Origin of the sequence: Rhodococcus sp. USK10 (assembly GCF_019378875.1) — a bacterium.
GTDB classification, from domain to species: Bacteria; Actinomycetota; Actinomycetes; order Mycobacteriales; family Mycobacteriaceae; genus Rhodococcus_F; species Rhodococcus_F pseudokoreensis.
Genome location: NZ_CP076048.1, coordinates 529100 through 546244 on the forward strand (window position 1 = coordinate 529100; position 17145 = coordinate 546244).

A 17145-nucleotide genomic window follows, 5' to 3' on the forward strand; every position below is an offset into this window, starting at 1 on the left:
CGGGTTCCCGGTCGGTGTGTTCGAGGACCGTGGACCCTAGTGCGGGCGTCGAAGGTGGAGTCGAATCGAGGGGTACTGTCCGCTCGATGTGGGAGGCGCCGTGACCGATGTCCCGTTCGGCCCACCTGGGCCCCGGTCGACGGACGCGGCGCCTACCGCGAGAGCTACTGGAAAACAAGCGACCATGCGCGCGTGTGATGGAGACTGAGACCGTGCCCCGGCCGCTGATCGATCTGCGCCACCACGGCGCCGTCGTCTTCGATCTCGACGTGGTGGTCGACACGGCGGCGGCGAGAACCGCAGCATGCACCGAGGTTCTCGACGCCTTCCTGTCCCGCCGCGCAGGCGACGGCGGTGTGGACTACAGCCCGTTCCGAGACCGTGACTACCACCGATTCTTCGCGGGACGCACGACCGCGGCGGGCATCACCGACTTCCTGACAGCACGCGGGATATCCCTGCCGAAGGGAATGCGCGGCGCGGCGGCGGACGAACAGACCGTCGCCGGACTGTGCGCACGCGTAGGACAACACTTCCGGGCGCGCATCACGCGCGACGGTGTGCCGTGCGTCGAATCGACTGTGGCACTGGTGCGCCGATTGCGGGGTCTCGGGGTCGCGACTGCGGTGTTCTCGGCGGGCGGCGACGTGAAGGACGTGCTCGCCGCCGCGGGAATCGATGAACTGTTTCCGGCCGGGATCGACGAAACCGCTCCGCGCGACGCCGCGGCCCGGCTCGGCGCCCCCCTCACGAGTGCGGTCGCGGTCACCGGCTGCGAGGACGCCGTCATGGACGCCGGCCGAGCCGGGTTCGCCCTGGTGATCGCCGTCGGCCGATCAGAACGTGCCGGTGTGTTGCGGGGCCGGGGCGCAGACGTGGTGGTCGCGGACCCGTCCGAGGTCGAGCTACGCGCCGGCGATCGCCGGCTGTCCGACATTCCCGACGCGGTGACGTCCCGTCACGAGCTCACCGCACTGTTGCGCGTGCGCAGACCGGCGATCTTTCTCGACTTCGACGGCACTCTGGCGGAGATCGTGCCCGATCCGGCCGCCGCGGTCCTCGTCGAGGGAATGGCCGCAGCACTGTCCCGATTGGCCGCCGAATGCCCCGTCGCCGTGATCAGCGGACGTGACCTCGCCGATGTCCGGGAGCGGGTCGGCATGCCGGGGATCTGGTACGCGGGAAGCCACGGTTTCGATCTCGCCGGGCCCGCAGGCCAGAGGTACGAGAATCCCGGCGCACTCGCCGCCGTTCCCGTGCTCGACCGGGTGACCCCTCTCCTGGTGGAGCGTCTGCAGCACATTCCGGGTGTCCTCGTCGAACGCAAGCGGTTCACCGTCGCGGTCCACTACCGGAATGTGCCGCCCGAGCACGTCGACGAGGTCGCAGCGGTGGTGTACGACGTCGGAGGCCGGGAGGAGGCGCTCCGGGTCACCGGTGGTCGGAAGGTGTTCGAACTGCGCCCCGACGTCGAGTGGGACAAGGGCCGGGCACTGCAGTGGATACTCGAGCACGTCGTCGATGCCGGGTCGGCGCTTCCGATGTACATCGGCGACGACCTGACGGACGAGGACGCGTTCGACGCGGTGTCGGCCGAGGGGGTGGGCATTGTGGTCCGGAGCCGGGAGGCCGAAGATCGGCGATCCGCGGCGCAGTTCGCGGTGAACGCCCCGACACAGGTTCGGGAACTGCTCGCGCGGCTGGCGGACGTGCTCGACCGAGACCCTGCTGCCGCATCCCGGGCGGGGGGATGGATTCTCTTCTTCGACAGCTACTCCCCCGCGACCGAGAAACTTCGGGAGGCGATTTGCACGGTGGGTAACGGATTCTTCGCCACCCGCGGCTGTGCACCCGAAGCCGTGGCCGGGCCCGGCCATTATCCGGGCACCTACGTGGCGGGCGTCTACAACCGTTTGAGTGAGGAGCATTCCGGGACGGCCCTGGTGAACGAGAGCCTGGTGAATGTGCCGAACTGGCTGACGACGACGTTCCGCGTCGACGGCGGGCCGTGGTTCGATGTCGATGCAGTCGAGTTGCTCGACTACCGCCAGTACCTCAACCTCCGTCGTGCGGTGCTCACCCGCAGGTTGCGGTACCGCGATCGGGACGGGCGGACGACGTCGGTCGTCCAACGCCGTTTCGTCGCAATGCATCTCCCCCATGTCTGTGCGCTCCAGACGACGATTGTGGCCGAGGACTGGTCCGGGACGGTCGAATTCCGTTCGGCTCTCGACGGTTCGGTGCGCAATACCCTCGTCGACCGGTATCGCGATCTCGCCAGTGACCATCTCGAACGAGTGCATACCGCCGAGCTGCCGCCCGACTCGGTTCTGCTGACCATGCAGACGAATCGGTCCCGCATTCCGGTGGCGATGGCGGCACGGACCACGGTGTGGTCCGACGGTACGCCGTGCAACAGCCACTACCGGTTCTTCGACAGCGGCGGGAGGACAGGTCACGACATCACCGTCGATATCGAGACCGGACGCGCAGTCACGCTGGAGAAGACGGTGACGCTGTTCACCGGGCGCGATCACGCGGTCTCCGACCCCGGCGATGAAGCCACCCGCTGGCTGCCCGAAGTGGGCCGATTCGATGAACTGTTGGACGGTCACGTGCTGGCGTGGGAGCACCTGTGGGACCGGGTGGGAATCGACCTCGCCGGCCACGAGGACGAATCGCGGATCGTGCGGTTCCACCTCCTGCACCTTCTGCAGACGGTCTCCCGCAACACCGCCGACCTGGACGTGGGTGTCCCGGCTCGCGGCTTGCACGGTGAGGCGTATCGGGGCCACATCTTCTGGGACGAACTCTTCGTCTTCCCCGTCCTGAATCTGCGAGTACCCGCACTGACCCGGTCGCTGCTGCACTACCGGTACCGTCGCCTCCCCGAGGCCCGCCGCGCGGCGCGGGCAGCCGGGTACCGGGGTGCGATGTTCCCGTGGCAGTCGGGCAGCGACGGGCGGGAGGAAAGTCAGCAACTGCACCTCAATCCGCGATCGGGGCGCTGGCTGCCCGACCCCAGCTGGCGGCAACACCATATCGGTATCGCGGTCGCGTACAACGTGTGGCAGTACTACCAGGTCACCGGTGACCTGGAGTTCCTCGGGGATTTCGGCGCCGAGATGCTGGTGGAGATCGCCCGTTTCTTCGCCAGCCTGGCATCGTACGATCGGGCGCGGTCTCGGTACATCATCCGCGGCGTCGTCGGACCGGACGAGTTCCATTCCGGCTATCCCGGCGCCCCTTACGACGGCGTCGACAACAACGCGTACACCAATGTCATGGCGGTGTGGGTGATTCTGCGCGCCATCGAGGCCCTCGATGCCGTTCCGGCACCGAACCGGGCAGACCTCGTCGACGGCCTCCATCTGGACGCGCAGGAGATGGCCCGGTGGTCGGACATCAGCCGCCGCATGTTCGTTCCCTTCCACGATCAGGTGATCAGCCAATTCGAGGGCTACGGCGACCTGACCGAACTCGACTGGGACCGCTACCGGGAGCAGTACGGCGACATCCAGCGACTCGACCGCATACTCGAGGCCGAGGGCGACGACGTCAACGGGTATCGGGCCTCCAAACAGGCCGATGTGCTGATGCTGTTCTATCTCCTCTCCGCCGACGAACTGCGGGATCTGTTCGGGCGCCTCGAGTATCGATTCGAACCGGACGCCATCCCGCGGACCATCGACTACTACCTCGCCCGAACCTCGCACGGCTCCACCTTGAGCGCGGTCGTGCACTCGTGGGTCCTGGCCCGCGCCAACCGCGACAAGGCGATGGACTACTTCGGGAAGGTGCTCGCCTCCGACATCGCCGACATCCAGGGCGGTACGACCGCGGAGGGTATTCACCTGGCAGCCATGGCCGGCAGCATCGACCTGCTTCAGCGGTGTTTCACCGGCCTCGAAACACGCGGCGATCGACTCGTTCTCGGCCCGCAGTGGCCGGAGACGCTGGGCGCGCTGGTGTTTCCGATCTCGTACCGGGGGCACCAGCTGTGGTTGAAGGTCAGCGGGAGGCAGGTCGAGGTGAGCGCCGGCGCCGGAAATCAGCGACCGATCGAGATCATGTGCCGTGACCGGGTCGTCGAACTACGGCCGGGCTGCACCATCAGTCTGGGCTAGCCGTGGGCTAGCCGGGTAGTGCGCCGATCATCTCCAGCCACTCGACGGCCCCGGCTGTGCCGGTGGTGCTGCGGAAACCGACATATCCGTCGGGGCGCACGATGGCGATACCGGTGCCCGGCCAGCTGCCGATCCGGTGGATCCGCAGCCGGTGTCCCGCCCGCCCGGGCGCCTGCCAGCGGGTGTCACGGTGCAGCAGAACGTGCACTGCCGGGGTCGCCGTCAACTCCTGGAGACGTCGCGGTGCGCCGTCGACGGTGACCTCGTCGTCCGGAATCCGGGTCCCGGGTGCGGCCGGCCTCGTGACGATCCAGTGATCCATAGTTCGGCCGGTACCGGCGGTACCGATCGACAGCGGGCTGTGCCGGTACCGGCGGTCGAACTGAGCCAGCACGCGCAGCGCGGGGGCGGACAGGAGCGGGGCCCGGAGCAGCGGCGGTACCAGCGGTGCCCCTGCGCGCGAGAAAGCGTGGCGGACGAGAGAGCACACCGGATCCGGGCCCGCTTCGGCTCGAAACAGCGCATCGCTGAGCGACACCACGTGTCGCCCTACGGGTCGCCGCTCCTGCTCGTAGGACCGCAGCAGTGCGCTGACGTCCTGGGTGCGGCCGGCTGCGCTGTAGGCGAGCTTCCAGCCGAGGTTCGCGGCGTCCTGGATACCGGTGTTCATGCCCTGCCCGCCGGCCGGGGAGCAGGTGTGCGCGGCGTCGCCGGCCAGAAAGATCGGCCCGCTCTGATATCGGGACGCGAGTCGGTGCTCTATCTGAACCCACTCCGACCATGCCACCTCGGTGACATCGGCGGGCAGCTGGGCCTCGTCGAGAAGCTGCTGCACAAAGCGACGCTCGCCCGAGGCGGGTGAGCGGTTCGGTTGCTGTGCGGTGACCACCCGCCACCGGGCCACATCGCCCAGTGGGAGCAGAAACAGCACACCGCGGCGGTGGATCGCGATGTGCGCGACACCGGGATGGAGGTCGCCGTCGAGTTCGATGTCGGCCAGCAGGATCTTCTGCGGATACGCCGCACCGTTCCAGGAGATTCCTGCCGCCCGGCGCACAGTGCTGGCGGTGCCGTCGCACCCGGCGAGGAATCGGCTGCCGATCCTGGTGGGGCAGCCGTCTCGGGTGCCGACACCCACGACGCCGTCGTCGCCGGTGCGGATGGAGTGCAGGTTCGTGCCCCATTCGACCTCGACCCCGCGGGCGCGCAGTGCCCGACGCAGGAACAGTTCCACTTCGCCCTGACGTACGAGGAGAAACCGCGGGAACGCGGTACCGGGAAGCCGAAGTCGTCCGGCGTCGACGGGCAGGCACCGGCCGTGCAGGTGCAGGTGCACCCGTGCGGGGGCGGCGTGCACCACGAGGTCCTCGGCGAGGCCGTACGGACGGAGGACTTCGAGGGTGCGTGGTTGCACGAGGAACGCCCTCGAGTGCCGACACTCGTCGGGTCGGCGATCGACGATACGCACCCGAGCGCCGTGGTCGTGGGCGGACAGGGCCAGGGTAAGTCCGGTGGGTCCGGCGCCGGCGACGAGCACATCGAGCCGCCCGCCGCCGTGGGAGGTCATCGCGGTCGGCTCCCCGTTCGGACGAGTCGCCACCAGGGCCCGCCGGTGGGGACGGCGCCCACCTCGGGTGCGGTGGAGCCTGCGAGGACCTCGTCGCGTCGTGCGCCGGGCAGCACGCAGTATCGGATCGAGGTGCGGTCACTCACCAGCGCCAGGGGCCACCACAGCGCGCTCACGTAGTCGTCGGCGGCCTCGGCGCCGTCCCACTGATAGAACCCCCGATACCTCTCGTCCTCGTCTGCCGTCAGCCACAGCTTGGAGACGAATCCGGGGAATCCGGCGAACAAGGGGGTGTTGAGCAGGCTTTCCGCACGGAAGAAGGCGTGGCCGCGACCGTGAACTCCGCGCAGCCGGAAAGCCACGACGAGGATCACCGGGTCGGCGGGAGCGGCACCGTCCGCCACGGTTTCCCGGTAGACGATACCGGTGGTGCCGTCTGCGAAGGTCATCCGCCGACCCTTGTTTCCGGTTGGTCGGTGAAGGCGGCGGCGTGCGAGCAGGTACGCCGTTCGTGCGGCGCAGCGGGCCAGTCGTGGGGCGGCCACTCGTAACGGCAGCGGTCGAGGTTCGGTATCGGTCGCAGTTCTCGGGGGAAGTGAGTGCGGTGCAGGTTTGCCGATTGTCATCGTTCGTCCTCGTCGGATGGTCCGTGCGGCGACGGTTCAGTGCTCATTGCGGTCGCGGCACGGGATGAACACTTCCGTGCGGGGCGCCGCAGTCCGGGGACCGTCGAGGTAGCACTCCCAGGCGTCACCGGACACGGCGTAGCCGTGGGCGCAGATCCACTGCGCGGCCGCGTCGTAGGCGGCGCACACTCCTCGGTAGTCCCCCACGTGGACTGTGGTGGCGACGGTGCCGCCCTGCAGTGCCGTCGGCTCGACCTGTCCGCGGGCGGTGATACGTCCGCTGAGGGGAAATCCGGCCTCGAAATCCCACTGTCCGCCCGCCGACTCGCGGTACCGCACGAATGGGGCACCGCAGATGCGTCGTCCCTGTTTGTCGGCGACCGCGACCACCTGACCGAACGCGGGCCCGAGAACGTCGCCGAGGCGGTCCCAGTCGACATGGCCCCGGACCACCGCCGCCGGCCGTGCGTCGACTTCGACGAGTTCGACTTCGTAGCCCATGGTTCCACCATCGCGCCGCTCCCCCGGCCCGGGCAGGGCCGAAGGTCCTTCGTGGCCGGTCCCTTGGGCATCGAGTCCCACTACGACCGCAGTTACCGGGGGGCGCGGGCCGGGACGCGGTCCGACGTCGGGCCCGCCATCGCAGTGCTTCGTCGCATCCCCAGACAACGAACGGGAGCGGCAGCAGCGCGGCGACCTGCCACGGCTGCGGGGTGACGGTTCCGAACACACTCTGCAAAAACGGAACGGTGACCACGAGGGCGGCGAAACACACCTCGAAGACGATGCCCCACAACAACAGCGGGTTCGAGGTGAGCCCGATTCCGGCGAGTGAGGCGTGACCGGTCCGCGCGGCGGTCGCGGTCCCGATCTGGCAGGCGACGATCCCGAGGAAGGTCATCGTCGTCGCCTGCTGCCAGGTGTGGTGCAGTGGGCCGCTGTCGACGGACGCCCCGAACGACCAGCCACCGGCGACGAGTGTGGCGAGGAACAGTCCCATCACCAATACCGCCGAGACACCCCCGAGGATCCCCCAGGCGCGGATCAGCATCGGGCGGTCGATCACGGCCTGCGTGCGCGGTCGAGGGGCGCGTTCCATCAGCCCGGGTTCTGCGGGTTCGCGGCCCAATGCGAGCGCGGGCACCGTTTCGGTGCCCAGGTCGATGGCGAGGATCTGCATGATCGTCAGGGGGAGCGGGACAGCGCCCCCGGTCAGCGCATAGATCAAGAACGGAACGACTTCCGGTGTGGCGTGCGCGAAAATGTAGACGATGAACTTGCGCACGTTGTCATAGACCTGCCGGCCCGCTCGGACGGCGCTGACGATCGTGGCGAAGTTGTCGTCGGTGAGCACCATGGTCGCCGCCTCCCGCGCGACGTCGGTGCCCGAGCGACCCATGGCGACGCCGATGTCGGCGCTGCGGAGCGCGGGAGCGTCGTTGACGCCGTCACCGGTCATGGCAACGATGTGTCCCTGCGCCTGAAGGGCATCGGTGATGCGGAGTTTCGCCTCCGGTGAACTGCGGGCGAAGACCAGCTCACCCGGCGTCGCGAGGATCGCGTCGAGTTCGCTATCGGAGAGTTGGTCCATCTCCTCACCACCGACGACCCGCAGGTGCCCGCGACCGATACCCGCACTCTCCGCGATACCCCGGGCGGTCAGCGCGTGATCGCCGGTCACGACGACCAACCGGATGCCGGCGGTGTGACAGCGGGCGACCGCGTCGGGCACCTCCGGTCGCGGCGGATCGATCATTGCGACGATTCCCAGAAGGACCAGGTTGTTTTCGACCTCGCCGCGGTCGTGGGTGGCGGCCAGGTCGGCGACGAGTCGACGATCGGCCAGGGCCAGCAGACGCCGACCCTGCCCTGCCCAGGCGGTCACCGACGCGTCGATGTCGGCGCGGTCCTCAGGTGTCAACGGCCGGTCCGCATCGCGGTCGACGGCGATCCGGGTGCACCGGGCGAGGACCTCTTCCGGAGCGCCCTTGGTGTGAAGGTAGGCCCCGTGAGGTGTCGTGTCGATCGTGGACATGCGCCGGAGGTTGGGGTCGAAATGGAACTGCGCGACCCTGCTGGTGTGATCGTGGTGCGGGTCGACGCCCAGCGACGTTACGGCTCGCAGCAATGCCAGTTCGGTTTGGTCGCCGACCTCGTCCGCGGTGTCGGCGCCGGAAGCCGCTGCGAAAAGTTCGGCGTTGCTGCAGTACACGGCGGTGCGAGCGAGACGGTCCGGGGGCGAACCGGGGGCCGGATCCTGGTCAAAGGCATCGAGATCGATCACGCCGTCGACAGTCCAGATGCGGACCGCTCTCATCCGGTTCAGCGTGAGGGTGCCGGTCTTGTCGGTGCAGATCACGCTCGTCGATCCGAGCGTCTCGACGGCCGAGATGCGCTTGACCAGTGCGCCCTGCCGGGCCAAAGCGCGCACGCCGACCGCCAGCGCGAGGGTGATGGTCGGCAACAGACCCTCGGGTACGTTGGCGACCAGAAGGCCGATCGCGAAAGTGACGGCGTCGCCGAATGACAGACCCGCCAGGAGGGTGCCGAGCGGGATGAAGGCCGCACCCATCCCCACTGCGACGACGGCGATCAATTGGGCAACCCGCTTGACCTGCCGTTCGAGTGGGCTCTGCTCGTGTCCCACCCGTTGCGACAGGGCGGCGATTCGGCCGAGTTCGGTGCGCATCCCGGTGGCGAACACCACAGCGGTGGCTTCGCCTGCCGTGCAGGTGGTTCCGCTGAAAACAACATCTCGGGCCTGGATGAGCGGGACGTGACTGTCACCGATCTCGACGGCGACCGCGACCGGTGCGGACTCCCCGGTCAGCGTGGAGGTGTCCACCTCCAGCGACCCGGACAGCAACCGGGCATCGGCGGACACCCGGTCGCCCTCGGCGATGACCATGACATCACCAGGCACGAGATCACGCGCGTCGATTTGCGTCTCCACGCCGTCCCGCAGGACCCGCGCGTGCGAAGGCAGATACTCCGAAAGCGCTTCGACCGCCTGTTCGGCGTGCCGCTCCTGAATGAACGCAAAACCGGCGTTCAACAAGATGACGACGACAATCGCAACAGCGAGCGGAGGTGAGCCGGACAGTGCCGCCAGAGCCGCGGCCAACCACAGCAGCAGCGCCAGCGGATGCACCATTTGGCGGAACAGCTCACGCCACCATCCCTCGCCGCGTTGCCGCACCAGGTCGTTGGGGCCCACCGCGGTCAGTCGCCGCTCGGCGTCGCGGGCAGACAGACCTGCCCGGCGGGAACGGAGGTCGCGCAGAAGACGGTCGAGTTCCTCCTGCGGGTCGGCAACCGGCAGGTCCTCGCCCGTGGTCGTGGCGGGGGCGGGGGTCGCCCTCATGTCGGGCCGGTGCCGCGACGGCGGTGGTAGCTCGTGGTGGTGGTCCCCATAGTGTCCAGTGAAATCGAGGAATCGGTGGCAGCGGCAGAGTCACAAGTCACCGCATCCGATGGCGGTGGGTCACTTCTGCGGGATGCATCAGGTGGTCGGGACCTCCCACTCGACCATCGTCCCGGGCGAGGCATCCCGGATGACGGCGTGGCCGCCGAGCTGTTCGGCTCTGTTTTCGATGTTCGCCAACCCGTTTCCCCGCGCGGCGTCGGCGGGGATTCCGGTGCCGTTGTCGGTTACGTGCAGTGTTATGCGGTCGTCACCGGCGGTGACGCGGACGCTGCAAACGCTGGCCTGTGCGTGGCGGGCGACATTGCTCAGGGCTTCCCGGAGCACGGCCTGCAGTTCCGGTCCGGCGTCGAGGTCGGACACGCTGTCGACCGGGCCTTCCAGGGAGATGTCGGGAATGAAACCGAGCGCTGCTGCGCTGCTCTCGACAATCTCACCGATCTCGGACGACAGGTTGGGGGTCTCTTTCGGCGGCGTGTCCGCGGTGGGATGAGTGAGATCGAAGATGACGGCACGCAATCCACGGACGATGCTGTCGGTCTCGTCGATCAGCGGGTCGAATTCGACCGCCCGGCGCGGGTGTCGACGCGCCAGGGACGTCAGGGCCAATCCCAGGCCGAAGACACGTTGTAGCGTCAGGTCGTGCAGATCGGCCGCCATCCGGTCCTGTTCGTCGTGTCGGGTTCGTTCGTGTTCGGCCTGCAGGAGCAGCCGGTTCTGGTCGAGCAGACTGGTCCGCATCGTGTCGACGGCCTCCCCGATGGCGGCCACTTCGCGGGGTCCGTCGATGGCGATTGTGCGTTCGTAGTCTCCGCCGGCGACCGCGCTGATGTCGGCGACAAGATTCTCGATCGGCCGTGCCAGCAACCGTCGCGTCAGATATATCGCGGTCACGGCCGTGACGGCGGTGAGACTGAACGCGACCGCGGTTGCGACATTCGCCAGTATCTGCGCCGAACGGACCCGATCGACCTGCACCGCCACCAAGGCGTCGGTTCGGGCACTGAGTACGTCGAGCCGAGAACGCAGCGCATCGAACAACTCCTTGCCCGCAGCAGTCGTGGCCGCGACCTGCTCACTCTCAGTCGCGTTGCCGCGGCGAGCGGCGATCTGCGGCTCGGCCGCGTCCACCGTCCACGCGTCGGCCGCCTCGACGACCTCGGTGAGCGACGACCGTGCGTCCGGGTCGCGGGCAAGTTCGGTGTTCAGATTCGACATCAGCGCAGCCACCTTGTCCCGGCCGGTGTCGTAGGGGTCGAGGAACCGTGGATCACCCGTCAGCACATAACCGCGCTGTCCCGTCTCCTGATCGACATATGCCGTGACCAGCCCGGCTACGGCACGTTGCGCCGGCAGGAGGTGGTCGGCCAGGTCGTCGATGGAGGCGCGGACCACCAGCCGGCCGTATACCGAGAACGCTGCGGAAATGGCGAACAGTGCCACGAGGATGCCGATCGCCAGCCACACGAGTGTCCGCAGGGACATCCGCGTGGTGCCCGTGTTCGGATCCGTCATGGCTGCCTCTCACGCTCGCGATCCGTCGGCGGAATCGACGTTGGTGCGTCGATTATCTCGCCGGTTCCACAGTATTTGTCCAGGGCCGCGGGCGCGGGCGGGAACTGCGGATCCAGGGCCGATCGACCCTATTTCCGGTGACTACGGGACGGGGGTGCTGGGGACCATCCACTCTGCATCGTGGGGCCCGGTCGGGGGTTCGATTGAGGCATGAACGAGACGCTAGGTGTACTCCCCCGCCGGTACGAGCGGGCCGCGGCAATGGTGCGGCCACCCCAGCACCGCACTGTCCGCGAGCAAGTGGTGTTCGTCGGCACTCCGGCGGACAGCGACGAAATGGCACGCTGGGCCACGATGCTGGACTGGGTGCAGGCACATGGCCTTCAGGCAACCACCCAGATATCCGCGGAGGGGCGCACGGTGTGTGCGGTAACCACCGACGATGTCCTGGACGGCTACTGCCGCCCTGCGGACGCGATGACACTGCAGCAGGTCCACGTACAGGGCGTGCCCTGTGTGAACGTGTTCGACGACCCGGACCGGATCCTCGATGTGCTCACCGGAGCGGCGGAGGCCGACGAGCCGCCCGACGCCGATCCGCGTGAGGAGCTGTCAGCTGTCGGCCGGTACATGGGTGTCGCGTGACCCGAGCTGCTGCAGAACACCGGATCGGTCGAGGGCGTCGAGCGACAATGTGTGATAACCGTATTCGTCGAACAGCACCGTGATGCGGTCCGTGTCCACCCGCATGATCGTTCCGTCGCGCCACACCGCGTGACGGACGGCACCGCCGAGGGGAAACGCTGGATCACCGGCCGACCACATGGCGGACGGACTGTCGCAGCGGTCGCAGTTCCCGCACGGGACCTCGAGTTGTTCGCCGAGGTAGCCGAGTAGGAACTGGCGGCGGCAGTGCGGTGTTTCGGCGTATGCCCGCATCATCTCCGTCCGCGACCGGTCGAGACGCTCAGCTACCTCGGCGACGTGCAGGGCCGCCTCCACGGCTGCCTCCGCAGAGGTGGATGTTGCGGTGAAGCCGGTGCCCGCCGAGAGGACGGCACCCGCCCGTTCCAGCAGATTCAGTGCGGAAATCAGGGTGCGGTTGCGCAGGTTCAATACCGCCCGCAGCCGCCGGGCGGAAGCCGGGGTGGACCCCAGTGCGCAGTACACTTTCCGCAGAAGGTCGGGATGGGCACGATGGACGGCGAAGAGCTGCCGCAACGCAAGATCCTCCGGTCGATAGAACAGGACCGCGGTCGCCGGGGCCCCGTCGCGCCCGGCCCGTCCGATCTCTTGGTAGTACTCGTCCAGTGACTGCGATATTGCCTCGTGGACGACGAATCGCACGCCGGGCTTGTCGATGCCGAGGCCGAACGCGGAGGTGGCGACCACGACGTCGTATCGGTCGCCCCGAAATCCGTCATGAATGGTGGACCGCTCGGCCGCCCGCATTCCACCGTGGTAAGCCACCGCCCGCATGCCCCGATCGGTCAGCCACGCGCTGTACCGGAGGGTGTCCTTGCGGGTCGCCACATATACCAGCCCCGGTGTGTCCAGCGCAGATACGCGGCCGAGGAGGGCGCGTCGCTTGTCGGCGCTACGGACGCAGCGGGTCACCTCGAGCCGGATGTTGGATCGATCGAATCCGCGCATGACGACGACGGGGTCGTCCAAGCGCAGCAGGTCGATGATGGCTCGGCGCACGGGCGGCGACGCCGTCGCGGTCAAGGCGAGGATCGGAGGATGACCGAGCCGATCTCTCACCGCCCCCAGACGGAGGTAGTCGGGTCGGAAGTCGAGACCCCAGGAGCAGGCGCAGTGAGCTTCGTCGACGACCAGGAGCGAGACACCGATACACCGAAGCCGTTCGAGAACATCGTCTTTCGTCAGCTGTTCCGGTGCAAGGAACACGTACTCCGCGCCGTGATGCACGATGTCGTCCCAGGCGCGGGCGGTGCGCACCGCGCCGAGTGCGGAATTGACGGCCACCGGGATGGGGGCGTCATCGGCGCCGACGATGCCGGCGACCTGATCGCGTTGCAACGCGATCAACGGCGAGACGACGACGGTGATCGAGTCGGCGAGGGCGGCGGTCACCTGATAGATCGCGGACTTGCCGGAACCGGTGGGCATCCCGACGAAAACGTCGCGGCCGGCCAACAGTGCCGTCATGGCCTCGAGCTGTCCCGGTCGAAGGTGTTCCCACCCGAAGTCTTCCCGGGCCACCCGCCGCAGCCGCTCGCCGTCGCTCACCGGTGCCACCATCTCGTCAGGAGACACCGAGTGGTCGGCCATGCGGTGCTCCCTCGACGGCGCCGTCGGTTTCGGCGTGGAGGACGTCGAGAACCACAGAGCCGTCCACGGTTTCCCTGTCCACCAGCACCGCAGCGAGACAGTCCAGGGCGGCGCGATGAGCCCGGAGCAGGTCCGTGGCCCGGACCTCGGCCGCCCGGAGCAGCCGAGCCACTTCTTGGTCCACGATGCGTTGGGTCTGCTCGGAGTACGGTCGCGGGACCACACTCGGCTGGCTGTCCCCGCGTAGGTAGTCCGGATTCTCCGTCGCGTACCCGACCGGTCCGAGCGCCTTTGAGAGGCCGAATTCTCGTACCATCCGTGTGGCGATCGCGGTCGCACCGGTCAGATCGTTTGCCGCACCGGTGGAGCCACAGCCCACCCGCCGACGGGGTCGGCGGCGGGACGGGATCGGGCGGCGGGCCCGATCGCGCCGATCGTGACAGATGACGGAGTGAGAAGTGCAACCGCGTGATCATGACCGCTCCTGGCGCCGCTCGTGCGACCGGTGTCATCGACGATCACTTCGTCTCGAGTGCACCCGTCAACTTCGTTTGTTCTCCCAGCGTGGTCGGGCCGAAACCTGGCGGCCAGGGCCTAATGTCATCTCACCGGCGCGCTCCCTCGCGGTGGCTCGTCGCGGTCACACCGCGCGCCGTTCGGGGTGTCTTCGGTCGATGCCAGGGGACCTTCGAAAAGAGGGACCAAGTCCTCTCGGCAGCCCGTGCGAATGGGGAGTTTCATCGAAGATGGCACACGGAAACCAACACCACGACCCCACCTTCGACTCGACTCCCCGCCGATGCCCAGCGTGCAGCCGCCTGATCGATTTCCGCGCAGGGCCGTGGCAGACGCGGCCGGGCCCGACTGTGAGAGGCGAAACGATGCTGCTGCTCCATCTGCTCGGCGGCCTGACGGACGAGGAAGTCGACATCATCGTCGCCGAGGAACTCGATCTCCTCGCCAACGGTGAAGAACGGTCCCTCGGCCCCCGAACGCTGGTACGGGCGTAGATCATGACCATCATCGAGATCCGCGATCTGCACAAACACTTCGGACACGTTCACGCATTGGACGGTTTGCGCCTGGACGTGGAGACGGGCGAGATCCACGGTTTCCTCGGTCCCAACGGGTCCGGGAAGTCCACCACCATCCGGATCCTGCTCGGCCTCCTGCGTGCCACGTCCGGGAATGCTCGGATTCTCGGCCGCGACCCGTGGTCCGACGCCGTCGCTCTGCACCGCGAGGTCGCCTACGTACCCGGGGACGTCACCCTGTGGCCGTCGCTGTCCGGGGGTGAGACCATCGATCTGCTCGCCCGAATGCGCGGCGGCATCGACGAGGGTCGGCGCGAGGACCTGATCGCGCGTTTCGCTCTGGATCCGAGCAAGAAGGCGCGGAGTTACTCCAAAGGCAACCGGCAGAAGGTGGCGCTGATTTCGGCGCTCTCGTCACACGCCCGGCTTCTGCTCCTCGACGAACCGACCGCGGGTCTCGACCCGCTGATGGAACAGGTCTTCCGCGACTGCGCCCGGGAAGCCGTCGACCGCGGGGCCACCATCTTGCTGTCGAGCCACATCCTGTCCGAGGTGGAGTCCCTCTGCCACCGGGTGACGATCATCCGCGCCGGTCGCACCGTCGACAGCGGCGCGGTCGAATCGATGCGCCACCTCAGCCGCACCGCGATCACCGCGGAACTACTCGGGGATCCGCTCGGCCTGCGGGAGATGCCGGGCGTCACCGATGTCGTGATCGACGGGCGCACAGTGCACTGTCAGGTCGACAGCGCCGGCCTCGGAGGCCTCATCCGTCTTCTCGGTGACACGGGAGTGCGCAGCCTCGTCAGCGCACCCCCCACCTTGGAGGAGTTGTTTCTCCGGCACTATCGCGCAGAAGGTGACCCTCCCGACCAGCCCCTGCCCGCGATGACGAGCCGAACGTGACCACCGCACCGTTGATCGGACCTCACGGCGCCGTCGACCGGACCTTCCCCAACCGAGGGGCAGAGTGGGCCGGCACCGCGCAGGTTCTGCGATTGTGTCTGCGCCGGGACCGGGTGGTGCTGCCGCTGTGGACGGCGGTTCTCGGCGTCCTGATGCCGATCACCTACGCGGGCAGCCTCGCCACCGTCTACCCCTCCGCCCTCGAGCGGGAGAAGTTTGCGGCGGCCACCGCCGCGAGTCCCGCACAGATCGCCATGTACGGGCCCATCCTGAATTCGAGTTCGGGTGCGGTCACGATCTGGAAAGCAGGCGCCCTCTACACCGTGATCGCCGTCGCGGTGATCCTGACCGTGATCCGGCACACCCGCGTCGAGGAGGAATCGGGACGCGCGGAACTGATCGATTCGACCTCGACAGGCCGCTACGCCGGACTCACCGCGGCGATGCTAGTCGCCGGCGGCGCGTCGGTCCTGACGGGATCGGCGTTTGCGACGGTGTTGTGCCTCTACGGATTACCGGCATCGGGGTCGATCGCGTTCGGCGCCGCATTGACAGCGAGCGGACTCGTGTTCACCGGAGTCGCAGGTGTCGCTGCACAAATGACCACGTCGGCTCGGACCGCCCGTGGCATCGCCCTGGGCGCGCTCGGCGCGTTCTTCGCGATCCGCGCGGTCGGCGATGCCGGATCCGGGACCGTGTCCTGGTTGTCTCCCCAAGGCTGGTCGCTGCAGATCCGGCCGTTCGCCGACGAACGGTGGTGGGTTCTCGTGCTGCACGCCGCCGCGGCCGGCGCGACGATGGCGGCGGCGTATGCGCTGCTCAACCGACGCGACTTCGGCAGTGGCCTGGTGGCCCAGCGTCCCGGCGACCGGGCGGCCAAGCCGCTCCTGGCGGGGCCGATCGGTCTGGCGTGGCGGATGCACCGGGGACCGTTGATGGCGTGGACTGTCGGCCTGACCCTCTACGGGCTCCTGTTCGGCAGCGCCGCGCACGGTTTGAGCGGACAACTCGGCGACAGCCGGACGGTGGAGGACTTCATCGCGCGTATCGGCGGCGCCGCGTCACTGGAGGACACCTTCGTTGCGTTCGCGCTTGCGATGCTGGGCATCGCGGCGTCGGCATACGCGATCTCGGCCGCGCTGCGGCTGTACTACGAGGAGAACGCGCACCGCTGCGAGCCGGTGGTGGCGGGGATGGTCAGCCGGAGTCGGTGGGTCCTCAGCCATCTGTTGTTCGCTGCGCTCGGGCCGGCGACCGCGATGATCGCGGCCGGGATCGCGGCCGGACTGACCTATGGCGTGTCGGTCGGCGACGTCGGCGGGAAGGTCGCCGCCGCCGTCGGCGGCGCACTGGTCCAACTTCCGGCGATCTGGTTGTCGGCCGCGGTGGTGGTCGCATTGTTCGGGCTGGTGCCCCGGTTCACTCCCGTCGCGTGGGGCATCTTCGTGGCGTTCGTGCTGCTCTTCACCGTCGGATCCCTCACCGCTGTTCCGACCTGGGTGCTCGACCTCGAGCCGTTCGGACATCTTCCGAGAATACCGGGAGGCCAAATGAACTCGTCGATCGTGTGGGAATCGCTCCTGGTGATCGCGATCGCCGGTGTCGGGCTGGCCGGGTTCGGCCGACGTGATCTGCGCTGACCCGGGGCCGA

11 protein-coding genes and 1 pseudogene are annotated in these 17145 nt (G+C 68.1%); 5 read left to right on the forward strand and 7 right to left on the reverse strand.

The genetic code is table 11. The annotated features are described in order from the left end of the window. The first annotated feature begins 197 nt into the window (after positions 1–197). Positions 198–4127 carry a trehalose-phosphatase gene (gene otsB / locus I1A62_RS09380; protein ID WP_219461143.1) on the forward strand — a complete coding sequence of 1310 codons (3930 nt, stop codon included), beginning with the start codon at positions 198–200 and terminating at the stop codon, positions 4125–4127. Between the two features lie 7 nt (positions 4128–4134). On the opposite strand, the gene I1A62_RS09385 is transcribed toward otsB, so the two are convergent. The 5 genes and pseudogenes from I1A62_RS09385 to I1A62_RS09405 form a co-directional block, all read right to left on the reverse strand. Beyond that, positions 4135–5694, reverse strand: coding sequence for an FAD-dependent monooxygenase (locus I1A62_RS09385; protein WP_219458571.1), 1560 nt, complete (start codon positions 5692–5694; stop codon positions 4135–4137). Continuing rightward, positions 5691–6143 (reverse strand): YdhR family protein, encoded by a 453-nt coding sequence (locus tag I1A62_RS09390; RefSeq protein WP_219458572.1) that lies wholly within the window; start codon positions 6141–6143, stop codon positions 5691–5693. The genes I1A62_RS09385 and I1A62_RS09390 overlap by 4 nt, the downstream gene beginning before the upstream one ends. A 213-nt stretch (positions 6144–6356) precedes the next feature. After that, the gene (locus I1A62_RS09395) at positions 6357–6821 is read right to left on the reverse strand and encodes a GyrI-like domain-containing protein (protein ID WP_124395401.1); all 465 of its coding nucleotides are present in this window, start codon (positions 6819–6821) and stop codon (positions 6357–6359) included. Positions 6822–6927: 106 nt separating this feature from the next. Continuing rightward, positions 6928–9684: pseudogene (locus I1A62_RS09400) on the reverse strand (cation-translocating P-type ATPase); the annotation flags it as partial. A 138-nt stretch (positions 9685–9822) separates the two neighbouring features. Then, complete coding sequence (locus I1A62_RS09405; RefSeq protein WP_219458573.1) at positions 9823–11259, reverse strand: CHASE3 domain-containing protein; 1437 nt, start codon at positions 11257–11259, stop codon at positions 9823–9825. A gap of 210 nt (positions 11260–11469) precedes the next feature. Here I1A62_RS09405 and I1A62_RS09410 point away from each other — a divergent pair, with 210 nt between their 5' ends. Beyond that, a complete protein-coding gene (locus tag I1A62_RS09410; protein WP_219458574.1) occupies positions 11470–11904 on the forward strand; it encodes a hypothetical protein in 435 nt (144 codons plus the stop codon). Here I1A62_RS09410 and I1A62_RS09415 read toward each other — a convergent pair. Next, entirely contained in the window at positions 11872–13554 is a 1683-nt protein-coding gene (locus I1A62_RS09415; RefSeq protein WP_257890756.1) for an ATP-dependent DNA helicase RecQ, read from the reverse strand. The two genes, I1A62_RS09410 and I1A62_RS09415, sit on opposite strands and share 33 nt — an antisense overlap. Continuing rightward, positions 13529–13933, reverse strand: coding sequence for a hypothetical protein (locus I1A62_RS09420; RefSeq protein WP_257890757.1), 405 nt, complete (start codon positions 13931–13933; stop codon positions 13529–13531). The genes I1A62_RS09415 and I1A62_RS09420 overlap by 26 nt, the downstream gene beginning before the upstream one ends. A gap of 502 nt (positions 13934–14435) precedes the next feature. Between I1A62_RS09420 and I1A62_RS46290 the strand changes: the two genes are divergently transcribed. Genes I1A62_RS46290 through I1A62_RS09430 form a run of 3 tightly spaced genes read left to right on the forward strand, consistent with a single transcriptional unit; the run spans position 14436 to position 17134 of the window. Next, a complete protein-coding gene (locus tag I1A62_RS46290) occupies positions 14436–14564 on the forward strand; it encodes a hypothetical protein (protein ID WP_257890758.1) in 129 nt (42 codons plus the stop codon). Positions 14565–14567: 3 nt separating this feature from the next. Beyond that, on the forward strand, positions 14568–15494 hold the full coding sequence (locus tag I1A62_RS09425; protein WP_192582085.1) for an ABC transporter ATP-binding protein: 927 nt from the start codon (positions 14568–14570) through the stop codon (positions 15492–15494). Beyond that, positions 15491–17134: an ABC transporter permease gene (locus I1A62_RS09430; RefSeq protein WP_257890759.1), complete on the forward strand. Its 1644-nt coding sequence runs from the start codon at positions 15491–15493 to the stop codon at positions 17132–17134. The genes I1A62_RS09425 and I1A62_RS09430 overlap by 4 nt, the downstream gene beginning before the upstream one ends. Positions 17135–17145: the final 11 nt, after the last annotated feature.